Source organism: Paraburkholderia sp. (genome assembly GCF_026225065.1).
Lineage (GTDB): Bacteria > Pseudomonadota > Gammaproteobacteria > Burkholderiales > Burkholderiaceae > Paraburkholderia.
Genome location: NZ_JAMFSB010000251.1, coordinates 1 through 11,126, shown reverse-complemented (window position 1 = coordinate 11,126; position 11,126 = coordinate 1). Strand labels below are relative to the sequence as shown.

Below are 11,126 nucleotides of genomic sequence, written 5' to 3'. Positions count from 1 at the left end.
TGACACTTACGCAAGTCTGTTCGGAGACGATCCCGAAGCGGTGGTTCAGGCTGGGGGTAGCTGCATCATCGATCCGTTTGGACGAATCCTTGCAGGTCCCGCGTTCGGTGAAGAAACCATTCTCACAGCAGAAATAGATCTGCGAAATATTGCGCGCGGCAAATTTGATTTTGACGTAACGGGCCATTACAGCCGCCCAGACGTGTTTCGCCTGACGGTTGACGAGCGTCGTCAGGTGCCGGTGACTGTTATCCCTTCGACGCGTCAACATGAAACCCTCTACGAGGATCCGCTTAAATGATCACAAAGGAAGATATCCGGGCGGCCGCACAGCGTATCGCCCCATACATTCGCACCACGCCCGTTATCCGGCTGGAATCCAGTTGGTTCGATGTGCCAGGCGACACTTTTCTGAAGCTCGAATCTCTTCAGGTCACCGGCTCGTTCAAGCCACGCGGTGCTTTTAATCGTCTGCTCGGTGAGACTATTCCTCCTTCGGGCGTTATCACGGCGTCTGGTGGGAACCATGGTATTGCCGTCGCATACGCAGCACAAAAACTCGGCGCTCGCGCGGAGATCTATGTACCGAGCCTTGCAACCGAGCTCAAACGCAAGATGCTGACGGATCTCGGCGCGCAGATCGTTGTCGCAGGAAATACCTATGTTGAAGCACTCGCGGCTAGCGAAGTTCGGGCCGCCGAATCGGGAGCACTGAACGTGCATGCGTTCGACCATGCCGCTACGGTAGCAGGACAAGGCACAATTGCGATCGAACTCGACGCGCAGTTGCCGGACATCGACACAGTGCTGGTTTCAGTGGGCGGCGGAGGATTTATTGGTGGTATCGCAGCGTGGTTTTCCGGGCGCGTAAAGATCGTCGCTGTCGAACCGACGAAATGCCCGACGTTAAACCGCGCGTTGCGGGCTCGCCTGCCGGTCGACGTCGAGACAGGGGGCATTGCCGCGGATTCTCTCGGGTGCAGGCGTATCGGTGACGTGCCTTTTTCCGTTCTTCTTCCGGCCGTGAGCGACTCCGTGCTGGTATCGGATGAGCAGATTCGCGATGCGCAAATGGTTCTATGGGAAAAGCTCAGGATCGTCTCGGAGCCCGGAGGTGCAACTGCTTTCGCGGCTCTGGTTTCGGGCGCTTATGTCCGCTCGCCCGGCGAGAAAATAGCCGTAGTGATCTGCGGAGGCAACGCTGACCCAGCGTCGTTCGCATAAGGCGCATCCAGACGACATTGGCTTTAGCGATTTGCCCGACGGCCGTCTGGATCGTCAGCGCGTTTTGGAACCTGGAGTTAAAGGAACCCTGCCCCCGCGTCAAAGCCCAACGGTTCGTCTGTCTAAGCGCGAGTTATCATATACAGAAAAGGTAAATTCCCATATTCGGGAAAGTTAAGCGCGGACGCAAACGAAATGTTGGTCGCCGACCGGTTTGTGATTGAACGTGGTCGGCGCTGCGTGCGTGTCCGATGATTCCACCATACCTGTCCGGCGCGAGCGGCGCCGGCATATCCGCGGTCTGAATCCATGTCGAATGAAATCAAACGTCTGCAAACGACGGGACACGCACCTACCCGCGCTTGCGTACACGCTCTGCTGATCAAGGCTGGCTGCGATGTCGAAATCGCAGTGACTGCGCTGTCGGCCTGATCGCCGGACGGTCCGCTCATGAGCACAATGAAATTCGATACCGTCGTGCTTGGCGCAGGCATTATCGGGGTGTGCGTCGCCGTTCATCTTCAGAAACGTGGCTACCAGGTTGCACTGGTCGATCGCAAGCTGCCCGGCAACGAGACATCGTTTGGCAATGCAGGGCTGATCCAGCGTGAAGGCGTGTATCCCTATGCGTTTCCACGCGAACTCGGCACGTTGATGCGATACGCTCGCAACCGGTCGCCTGACCTCCGATACCACGCTAATGCGCTCCTCAAGGCCTCGCCGTTTCTGTGGCGTTACTGGCGCAATTCGCATCCGATGACGCACGCGGCGATCGCCAGGTCCTATTCGACGTTGATCGCCCATTGTGTGAGCGAGCACCGGGCGCTGGCTGCCGAGGCCCGCGCGAGCGGGTTATTGCGCCCGACTGGCTGGGTGAAGGTGTTCCGCACCGAAGCGGCCCGTGACAGTGAAACGCGCCTCGCCGGACAGTGGTATCGGGAATACGGCGTGGCGTTCGAGTCGCTCGACGCGAAGCGTCTGCAACAGATAGAGCCCGATCTTGACCGCAGCCTGATTGGTGCATTGCGCTACACCGCGTCCGATTCCGTGAGCGATCCGAATGCACTGGTCACGGCCTACGCTAAGTACTTCGAACAGCTCGGCGGACGTTTTTTCCTTGGCGACGCCAATACATTGCGCGATCATTGGCAGGTCGACACGAACGCGGGCACGATCGCGGCGGCGGCGGCGGTGGTGGCGTTGGGCCCCTGGTCGGACCTGGTGAGTTCAAGACTGGGCTATCGCCTGCCGCTCGGCACCAAGCGCGGATATCACATGCACTACGGTTCGCAGCCTGGAACGCGGCTGAATCATCCGGTCCTCGATGTCGAAGGCGGTTACATGCTGGTGCCGATGGCAAAAGGTATCCGACTGACGACCGGCGTCGAAATCGCGCGAAACGATGCGCCGAAGACACCTGACCAGCTCGATGCCGTCGAGCCCGCTGCGCGCAGGCTGTTCCCGCTGGCCGGGCGTCTGGACGCCGAACCGTGGATGGGTCGACGCCCGTGCACGCCCGACATGATGCCGATCATCGGACCGGCAGGAAATCATAAGAATTTGTGGTTCGCGTTTGGTCACGGACACCACGGGCTGACGCTCGGTCCTGTGACTGGCCGGTTAATCGCCGAGATGATGACCGGCGAGGAGACGCTTGTGGATCCCCGGCCGTTCAGGGTGGATCGTTTTTAGAATTGTCGTACCCTGCTGCGAAATCTACCGGTTAGGCGCACGCATGAAGGCCAACGCCATTACGTACGACGTCTGAACCATCCGGTAAGCGACAGGCGGTCTCGCGTCGCGGGCAATACTTCGTGCAGCATATCGGCGGATAGAAACACGGCGATGCGGCTGCCAACCGGCGAGATGTCCCATATGCCCAGGCCCTCTGGATGCAGTCGCAATTCACCGCCATGCTCAGGCAGCCAGTCTGCGTTCAGATAGACGACCACCGACACCGTGCGGCTGTCGTCGTGGCGAAATTGATCGCGGTGCTGCAGATACGAGTCGCCCGGCGCGTAGAACGCAAAATGGCTTTCGTATTCTTCGAGTCCCAGAAAGAGCCCGCGATTCAGCGCGATGCGCAGCGTTTCCATGATCGCGAGATAGCTGTCGCAGGCTTCGGATTGCCCCGCTTCAAGCCAGTGAATCCGGTCTCCGCGCACATTGGGCTGGAGCGAACGCGCCGCGCCCTGGCTGATCTGCGCCAATGCGAGCGTCCCGGCCGCCGCAAGCGCTGCACATTCTAGCGCGAGCGAGAGCGTCAACTCCGGCGAAAGAAAGTTGTCCTGTTCCGACCAGCCGTGATCATGAAGGGCATCCAGGATTCGCCGATGCCCTTCGTCTCCGGACGCATCGGAATGCGCCGACGAGTGTGTGCGGTTCAATGCCTGTTCCTTCGGACGACGGTGCTGGTTGGAAATTCGAACTGCCGTCCGAAGGATATGAGCGAGGTGGGCTTTAACCTGAGGCAGGATGGTATCACCAGCTTCTGGCGTTACCGTGATCGGGGGCACGCTACACTCCTCGCTTCGAGGTAACGCGGGTGCTACGGCAGCTTCCACATCTATAGATGTTTGAGCCGACTGCGCAGCGGTCAGGCAAAAATATCGATGATGCCGCCCAGTAGACCGACTACCGGCGCGACTGTCGCTGCGACGCCTGACACTTCGCTAGCGACGTGCCCGACCGTTTGAACGAGATTCGAATTCGACGCCGCCGTCCGCTGGATTGACGCCGTCATCCGTTGATAGGCAGGTGTGACCACGGTGCTTGCCACAGGACTGAAATTCACGCAAACCTCCAGTAAGGAACAAACAACAAAGAAGCTATTGCCGCCCGATCGTCGAGGTGGCCACTTGACCTTCTCGAAGCCCTTACGGACAGTCAGCGTATTCACGAATACGCTGAAACAATATGGAACATTAATCTTACATTAAAGTGACCGGCAGTAAGTTTTTGAAGGCATTGACATCAACTGTCAAAACCCACCGGGGCGCGCCTTGCACCCGGCGGCATTTTTGCCCTGTTATCCTTCTCGATATCCCATAGACGCTGGGCCGGTCCCTCGCGACTCCGCGCTGCGCAACACGCTTCAAACGCAGGCCGATCGAGGTACAACACTCTTCTGAATCGCATGGAGTACCGCCATGCTACGAACGTTCACCCAGCTCTGTCAGCCAGCCAACAAGGCCCTGCTGGTAGCCGCCGATGACGGACACGCAACGCTCACCGGCAGCGGCACCTACGCGATGCCATGGCATTGGCACGACTGCCTGATGTTCATCCTGCCGAGTCACGGCGCCGTCGAGCTTTGCCACGAAGACCGCCGCGCAGGCACCTGGCTGTCGCAGGATCGCTTCGCAGTCGTACCCCAGGGGCAGGCCCATCAGACCCGCGCCGGATGCGCCACTCACACGCACGTTGCCGTCTACGTAACCGGTGACGCATTGCGCAAGCTCGATACCGGAGTCGGCTCGCTTGGCGAATTCCGGCGTCGCACGCGCACTCCCATCCTCGTACGCCGGACCGCCGCGATTCGTACGTTGCAGGAATTGTCGTTGCGCAACGACATGGGGGCCTATGGCGGCGCGGCCACGCGCCAGGCCCTGTCGGCGGCGTTGCTGATGCAGTGCATCGGCGAAGTCATCTCGGGAAAAACGGAGCCGGGGACCTCGCCGCGCGAGCATGGCATGGCACTGGTGGCCGACCTCGAAGCCTTCGTGGCCCGCCATGCGGACCAGGATATTCCGCTCGACGCGCTCGAAGAGCGCTTCGGCATCTCCCGCCGGCACATTACGCGTCTGTTCCGCGAACGTACCGGACTCTCGATCGGCGAGTTCCAGCAGCGCAAGCGGTACGAAAACGCCTGTCGGCTGCTCACCGACACGGACCTGCCGATCGGCGAAGTGGCGTTCCGCGTCGGCTTTGAAAGCGGCGCGGCCCTCGCGCGCGCGATGCGCCGCATCGGCGACCATTCGCCTTCCGATCTGCGCGCGAGGATGGCCCGTTCGGTCAAAAGGTAAGGCCCGTTCGAACGCGCGGCCTGGCGTCGATCCCCGTAAATTGACCGGATGGAAACCCATCCCCCGGTCAGCGGGGCTCACGCCTTCATGTCTTCACGTCATCAGGTCCAACTCGTCAGCGTGTTCGCCGCTGGTCCCGGCGGCGGCAACCCGGCGCCTATCGTGGTCAACGCAGCCGGCATGTCCGACACGGAAATGCAGGAGGTGGCGCAGCGCTACGGCCACGAAAGCGGCTTCGTCCTGCCAGCGCCACCCGGCTCCAGCTGCGACTACGAGTTTCGCTTCTGGGTCCCGAATCATGAAATGTCGATGTGCGGCCACGCCACGGTCGGCGCAGTCTGGCTGCTCCATCAAACCGGGCACTTGCAACGTGACCGGCTAACTGTCCAGACCCGCAGCGGCCAGATCGGGGTCCGCATCACGGATTACACGGCCGAAGGCGCCGCGGTCGAAATCTCCCAACCCATGGGGCAGATCGAGCCATTGCCGCAGGCGCAACTCAGCCGCGACGAGATCCTCGACGCGCTCGACATCACCGAGGCGCAACTTGCGCCGCTGCCGATCCAGAACGCCTGCACCAGCCGCGTCAAGACGCTGATTCCACTTGCCAGCCCCGGTGACCTCGACGCGCTTCGGCCGCGCTTCGAGAAAATCGAGGCGCTGTGCGAGCGGATCGGCTCCACCGGCCTCTACCCCTACGCGAGCTTCGACGCCAGCGGGCAAATCTTTGATGCCCGGCAGTTTCCGCGCGCCTCTGGCTATCCGGAAGACGCGGCAACCGGAATCGCTGCCTCCGCGTTGTCGTTCGGTCTGCTCGCCAATGGCCTGGTAGAGGCATCCACGCGGACCATCACGATCCGCCAGGGACGCGCGATGAATCGCCCGTCGCAAATCTCGGTGCGCTTCAGTTTCGAGGACGGTCTCGCGTCCGGCCGCCCGGACGGCTGCTGGCTCGGCGGACCGGTCCGATTTGAGACGCGCGCCGTGGGGACGTCATGACGACTGTTATCGCGGACCGGCTGGCGCAACTGGGCATGACGCTGCCGCCCCCGCCATCGCCGCGGGGCGCCTATGTGGGCGTGGTGATCCACGACGGCATCGCCTACATCAGCGGCCAGGTCAGCCGAGTTGGCGGCGAGATCATCGCCGGGCCAGTCGATCACACCACCCCGCCCGACCTGATCCGTCATGCGGCGCGGACCTGCGTGCTGCTCGCGCTGAGCGCTCTTGCAGTAGCGCTGCCGTCCTCGACGGCGGTCGAACGCATTCTGTACCTGCGTGGCTTCGTCAATGCCGTGCCTGACTTCGTGAACCACAGCCAGGTGATGGATGAAGCCTCTTCGCTGCTGCATGAAATCTTCGGCGAAAACGGCCGGCACGCGAGGTCGGCACTCGGCGTCGCCGGCCTGCCGGGCGGCGGCCTCCTTGAAATCGAACTCACTGTCGCACTCGCGCACGGCGCCGTTCACGCGCAGGAACGCGTCGGCAACCCCAACGAAGTCGGGCCACAACACACCAACGCACGCCACAACAAGACGCGGGATCGCCGCTAAACCGGCAGACCCGCCACGATCATTTACCTCGGAGAACACCATGAATCGTCGTCAACTGCTGCAACTCGGCCTTGCGGCCGGCCCCGCCATCCTGTTGTCCCGCTCCATCCAGGCGGCGGACGCCGAACTGGTGATCGGCTCCAACGTGGGCGCGCCGCCGTTCGCGTTCAAGCAGGGCGACAGTTACTCCGGCTTTGACGTCGAGGTCTGGAGCGAAGTCGCCAAGGGCATGAACCGTAAATGGCGCCTCCAACCCATGGAGTTCGGCGCACTGATCCCGGCACTTCAGACGCACAACCTGGACGTGATCGTCTCGCAGCTTTTTATCAAACCCGAGCGCCAGCAGGTTATCGACTTTTCCACGCCGTACTATAAAAGCGGCCTGATTGCGCTGACGCGTATCGACAACGCCACCATCCACACCCCGGCCGATCTCGACGGCAAACACATCGGCACCGAAACGGGTACGGTCGCGGTCGGCTACGTCAAGGATCACTACAAAGACGCTACGCTCGAGCAATTGCCGAGTATCAACAATGCGCTGCTGGCGCTGGAAGCCGGCCGCACCGATGCGGTCGTCTACGATAAGCCCCTGTTGATGTACTACGCCAACACCGCCGGGAAGAACAAGGTCAGAGTGATTCTGCCGCCCCTGGAGGGACTCGATGTGGGCATGGGCTTCCAGAAGGGCAGCCCGCTGGTCGCGGCGGTCAACCTTCAGCTCGCCGCCATGAAGGCCGACGGCCGGCTTCAGGCGCTCAACCAGAAATGGTTCGGCGAGGCGTCGTCATGAGCTTTGACTGGGCGGCTGTCGTTGCCGCACTGCCGGACCTCTTGCTGGGTCTTCGGCTCACGCTCCTGATCGCTCTAGCCGGGTTGGTCGGAGGCATCGTGCTCGGTGTTCTGGCAGGCGTGACACTGACTTACGGCAGCCGGCTCGCAGCGTTGCCGGCGCAGGTCTATGTTGCCTTGATCCGCGGCACGCCTATCGTGGTTCAGGTGATGTTCGTCTACTTCGCGCTGCCGATCATGATGGATATACGCATTAGCGCAACCAGCGCCGCCATCATCACCTTGATCGTCAATTCCGGCGCGTATAACGCGGAAATCATCCGGGGCGCGCTCGACGGTGTTCCAGGTGGATTGCGCGAGGCGGGCCTCGCGATGGGCCTTCGCTTTCATACCGTGCTGGCGCATGTCATCACACCCATCGCCTTCAGGCGCGCACTACCGGCGATGGGAAACCAGTTCGTCAACCTGGTCAAGGACACCTCGATCTTTCTCGTCATCGGCGTCGGAGAACTGACCCGCCGGGGACAGGAAATCATGGCCGAGAACTTTCGGGCGGTGGAAATCTGGACTGCGGTGGCGATCATCTATCTGCTCGTGATCAGCCTGCTTGCGCTGGGTCTGCGAGTGCTCGAACGGAGAGTACGTTTGCCATGAGCATGATCGAATTTCAGCAAGCCTCTAAACGATTCGGCCCTCATGTCGTTCTGCAGCCACTTGATCTCACGATCGAGGACGGAGAGGTTGCCGTTATCGTCGGGCCTTCCGGCTCCGGCAAATCGACTATGCTCCGTTGCATCAACGGACTGGAAACCATCAGCTCCGGCAACCTGCTGGTCGACAACATCAGCGTGCTGGGCTCCGCACGCGACGTCAGGCGCATCAGGCTCGAAGCGGGCATGGTGTTCCAGCAGTTCAATCTGTTTCCGAACCTGACGGCGATGCAGAACGTCATGTTCGGCCCGATCCGGGCGCGCCGTCAAACCAGGGCCGAAGCGCGCGAGATCGCCGGCGCGCTGCTGCACAAAGTGGGGCTTTCGGAACGCATGCATCACTATCCGTCGCAACTTTCAGGCGGTCAGCAGCAGCGCGTGGCGATCGCGCGGGCGCTCGCCGTGCGGCCAAAGCTGATGCTATTCGATGAACCCACTTCGGCACTCGATCCGGAATTGCGCCAGGAGGTCCTCAAGGTCATGCAGACGCTCGCCGGCGAGGGCATGACCATGGTCGTCGTTACGCATGAGATGGGCTTTGCGCAGCGCGTGGGCTCGCGCCTGCTCTTCATGGAAGGCGGCCGCGTAGTGCACGATGGCAATCCCGTGGAGATGCTGTCGACGCCGCCCGGAGAGCGTTTCCGCGAGTTTCTTCAACATGTTCATTGATGGCCTTGCACTTCACGCTCGCACGCCATAGGAGTCTGTAGTCAAAATGATCCCGTCGCACTTTGAAAACGATTACGGCTTTCGCCGGGACAGTGTCCGGCACGACAACTGGCGCGAAGCACCATGGAATGTCTGGGCCTTTCGTCATGTCCACGAAATCATCCCGACAGCGCGAATTCCCGCCACGCCGGGTCTTGCCGAAGAACCCAAGGTCAGTGCCGACGCGCTGAGCGAACACGAACTCGTGGTCCACGGCGAACGACGCACGGTCGCGTCGATCCTGCGGCGGACCTCGACCGATGCCATCACGGTGATGCGAGCCGGACGTTTCGTCGCCGATTTTCATGCGCCGAACTTTACGCTGCAAAGCCGCCATATTCTTTTCTCGGCCAGCAAGTCAGTCGCGGGGCTGCTCGCCGGCATGCTGGTCGGCGACGGTCTGCTGGACCCTGACGCGCCTGTGACGCAATACGTGCCGGAACTCGTGCGCTCGGCCTTCGGCGACGCCAGCGTCAGGCACGTTCTGGATATGCGAACCAGCCTCGCGTTCAACGAGGACTATCTCGATTCGAACGGCATCTACGCACGCTATCGGCGGGCTGGCCTGCTGGACCCGCGCCGCGAAGGCGAGCCGCCGGAGACGGTGATCGACCTGCTCGCCTCCCTGACCAAAGGTGCGGGCGAGCATGGTGGCCCGTTCCATTACTGCTCGCCCAACTCCGATGTGCTCGGGCTCGTGATCGAGCGCGCCTCGGGCCAGCGCTACGCCGACTTCGCGGCCACCCGTCTCTGGCAACCGCTGGGGTTACGGCAGGACGGTTGCGTCACGGTCGACATCGCCGGCACGGCACGCTCAGGCGGCGGCTTATGCATGACCGTGCGCGATCTGGCGAGGATTGGCGAACTGGTGCGTCTCGGCGGTATGATCGACGGCCGCAGGCTGATACCGGCGGACTGGATGACCGATACGCTCACGGGCGGCAGCGCAGAGGCATGGCGACAAGGAAAGTTCTCAAGCTGGCTGCCGAACGGCAAGTACCGCAACAAGTGGTATCAGGTCGGCAACGTCAGCGGAGCATGCTTTGCGATCGGCATTCATGGCCAGTGGCTCTATGTCGATCCGCGACGCGAGACGGTGATCGCCAAATTCTCGTCGCAACCCGATCCGACCAGCGACGAACTCAAGCTCCTGAATCTCGCATTGTTCGAAGCGATTGCGGCGATGACGTGAGGTAGTTCAGCCGTCAGTCGACACCGTCACCGCCTCCCATTCCCGGATCTCGCTCTCCAACGCGAACAATTTGTCCCTCACGAGCCCGAGCGCATCGCTACCGAGCAGAAGATGCGTGGGAGGGCAATCCGCGGCGATTGCGGCGAGCATCGCGCGTGCCGCCTTTTGCGGATCGCCCAATTGCTTGCCGCTCTTCTCCTCACGCGCTTTGCGGATGGGGTCGAAGACCCGGTCGTAATCCGCAATCGAACGGGGCGTTCGTGTCATCGAGCGACCCGCCCAGTCGGTGCGAAACGAGCCTGGCGCGACGGCTGTCACGGAGATGCCGAAAGGCTTGACCTCCTTGCCAAGCGCCTCGGAGATGCCCTCCAACGCGAATTTGCTTCCGCAGTAGTAAGTAATCCCTGGCATGGTGATATACCCGCCCATCGACGTGATATTCAGAATGTGGCCACGTCTGCGCTCACGCATCGAGGGCAGCACGGCTTTTATCATGGCAACCGCGCCGAACACATTCACCTCGAACTGTCTGCGCATCTCGGACAACGGCGATTCTTCCATGACGCCTTCGTGCCCATAGCCGGCATTGTTGACCAGAACGTCCACGGGTCCGACGGTCGCCTCGATTTCCGCCACGATGCCGTTGATGGCGTCGCAGTCGGTCACGTCAAGTACACGTCCAAAAGCCGCGCCCGCAGACAGATACTCGAAATCAAGCTTCGCCTGCGCACTTCTCACAGTACCGACGACCTTGTGGCCCGCCGCCAGTGCCTCTTGTGCGAGCGCACGGCCAAAGCCACTGCTGACGCCAGTGATGAGCAGAATTTTGCTGGATGCCATTGAAGCTTCTCCCGGATGTTGTCTGGAGAGTGCATACTAGTCTGAACGGAGAAGCTATCTAAGCCAGATTCCGCTATTTTTA

13 protein-coding genes and 1 pseudogene are annotated in these 11,126 nt (G+C 61.4%); 11 read left to right on the top strand and 3 right to left on the bottom strand.

The features are described from left to right. From M0954_RS18555 to M0954_RS18540, 4 genes and pseudogenes are all read left to right on the top strand, one after another. A partial coding sequence (locus M0954_RS18555; RefSeq protein WP_297354795.1) for a nitrilase-related carbon-nitrogen hydrolase occupies nt 1-301 on the top strand: 301 nt, incomplete at its 5' end. Continuing rightward, nucleotides 298-1,224 (top strand): threonine/serine dehydratase, encoded by a 927-nt coding sequence (locus M0954_RS18550; RefSeq protein WP_297354794.1) that lies wholly within the window; start codon nt 298-300, stop codon nt 1,222-1,224. The genes M0954_RS18555 and M0954_RS18550, both read left to right, overlap by 4 nt. Before the next feature lie 342 nt (nt 1,225-1,566). Further along, nucleotides 1,567-1,656: pseudogene (locus M0954_RS18545) on the top strand (RidA family protein); the annotation flags it as partial. A 27-nt stretch (nt 1,657-1,683) separates the two neighbouring features. Then, entirely contained in the window at nt 1,684-2,916 is a 1,233-nt protein-coding gene (locus M0954_RS18540; protein ID WP_297354796.1) for an FAD-binding oxidoreductase, read from the top strand. Between the two features lie 59 nt (nt 2,917-2,975). On the opposite strand, the gene M0954_RS18535 is transcribed toward M0954_RS18540, so the two are convergent. After that, nucleotides 2,976-3,611: a 2OG-Fe(II) oxygenase gene (locus M0954_RS18535; RefSeq protein WP_122154195.1), complete on the bottom strand. Its 636-nt coding sequence runs from the start codon at nt 3,609-3,611 to the stop codon at nt 2,976-2,978. A gap of 209 nt (nt 3,612-3,820) precedes the next feature. After that, nucleotides 3,821-4,018, bottom strand: a complete 198-nt coding sequence (locus tag M0954_RS18530; protein ID WP_122154194.1) for a hypothetical protein — start codon at nt 4,016-4,018, stop codon at nt 3,821-3,823. 355 nt (nt 4,019-4,373) lie between these two features. Here M0954_RS18530 and M0954_RS18525 point away from each other — a divergent pair, with 355 nt between their 5' ends. From M0954_RS18525 to M0954_RS18495, 7 genes are read left to right on the top strand one after another with little or no spacing between them, the layout of a single operon-like run. Next, nucleotides 4,374-5,249, top strand: a complete 876-nt coding sequence (locus M0954_RS18525; RefSeq protein ID WP_297354793.1) for a helix-turn-helix domain-containing protein — start codon at nt 4,374-4,376, stop codon at nt 5,247-5,249. A gap of 48 nt (nt 5,250-5,297) precedes the next feature. After that, entirely contained in the window at nt 5,298-6,248 is a 951-nt protein-coding gene (locus M0954_RS18520; protein WP_367279525.1) for a PhzF family phenazine biosynthesis protein, read from the top strand. After that, nucleotides 6,245-6,802: a RidA family protein gene (locus M0954_RS18515; RefSeq protein ID WP_297354791.1), complete on the top strand. Its 558-nt coding sequence runs from the start codon at nt 6,245-6,247 to the stop codon at nt 6,800-6,802. Before M0954_RS18520 ends, M0954_RS18515 begins: the two co-directional genes overlap by 4 nt. A 40-nt stretch (nt 6,803-6,842) precedes the next feature. Then, complete coding sequence (locus tag M0954_RS18510; RefSeq protein ID WP_297354790.1) at nt 6,843-7,595, top strand: transporter substrate-binding domain-containing protein; 753 nt, start codon at nt 6,843-6,845, stop codon at nt 7,593-7,595. After that, a complete protein-coding gene (gene glnP / locus M0954_RS18505) occupies nt 7,592-8,248 on the top strand; it encodes a glutamine ABC transporter permease GlnP (RefSeq protein WP_122154189.1) in 657 nt (218 codons plus the stop codon). The genes M0954_RS18510 and glnP overlap by 4 nt, the downstream gene beginning before the upstream one ends. Next, the gene (gene glnQ, locus M0954_RS18500) at nt 8,245-8,973 is read left to right on the top strand and encodes a glutamine ABC transporter ATP-binding protein GlnQ (protein ID WP_297354789.1); all 729 of its coding nucleotides are present in this window, start codon (nt 8,245-8,247) and stop codon (nt 8,971-8,973) included. Before glnP ends, glnQ begins: the two co-directional genes overlap by 4 nt. Nucleotides 8,974-9,019: 46 nt before the next feature. Beyond that, nucleotides 9,020-10,204 carry a serine hydrolase gene (locus tag M0954_RS18495; RefSeq protein WP_133891305.1) on the top strand — a complete coding sequence of 395 codons (1,185 nt, stop codon included), beginning with the start codon at nt 9,020-9,022 and terminating at the stop codon, nt 10,202-10,204. A gap of 6 nt (nt 10,205-10,210) precedes the next feature. On the opposite strand, the gene M0954_RS18490 is transcribed toward M0954_RS18495, so the two are convergent. Next, nucleotides 10,211-11,044 (bottom strand): oxidoreductase, encoded by an 834-nt coding sequence (locus tag M0954_RS18490; RefSeq protein WP_297354788.1) that lies wholly within the window; start codon nt 11,042-11,044, stop codon nt 10,211-10,213. Between the last annotated feature and the right edge of the window lie 82 nt (nt 11,045-11,126).

Coding starts and splice junctions, on each gene's coding strand:
- M0954_RS18550 (WP_297354794.1), top strand. CDS start 298: ATGATCACAAAGGAAGATATCCGGGCGGCCGCACAGCGTATCGCCCCA.
- M0954_RS18510 (WP_297354790.1), top strand. CDS start 6,843: ATGAATCGTCGTCAACTGCTGCAACTCGGCCTTGCGGCCGGCCCCGCC.
- M0954_RS18525 (WP_297354793.1), top strand. CDS start 4,374: ATGCTACGAACGTTCACCCAGCTCTGTCAGCCAGCCAACAAGGCCCTG.
- glnQ (WP_297354789.1), top strand. CDS start 8,245: ATGAGCATGATCGAATTTCAGCAAGCCTCTAAACGATTCGGCCCTCAT.
- M0954_RS18490 (WP_297354788.1), bottom strand. CDS start 11,044: ATGGCATCCAGCAAAATTCTGCTCATCACTGGCGTCAGCAGTGGCTTT.
- M0954_RS18495 (WP_133891305.1), top strand. CDS start 9,020: ATGATCCCGTCGCACTTTGAAAACGATTACGGCTTTCGCCGGGACAGT.
- M0954_RS18540 (WP_297354796.1), top strand. CDS start 1,684: ATGAAATTCGATACCGTCGTGCTTGGCGCAGGCATTATCGGGGTGTGC.
- M0954_RS18515 (WP_297354791.1), top strand. CDS start 6,245: ATGACGACTGTTATCGCGGACCGGCTGGCGCAACTGGGCATGACGCTG.
- M0954_RS18520 (WP_367279525.1), top strand. CDS start 5,298: ATGGAAACCCATCCCCCGGTCAGCGGGGCTCACGCCTTCATGTCTTCA.
- glnP (WP_122154189.1), top strand. CDS start 7,592: ATGAGCTTTGACTGGGCGGCTGTCGTTGCCGCACTGCCGGACCTCTTG.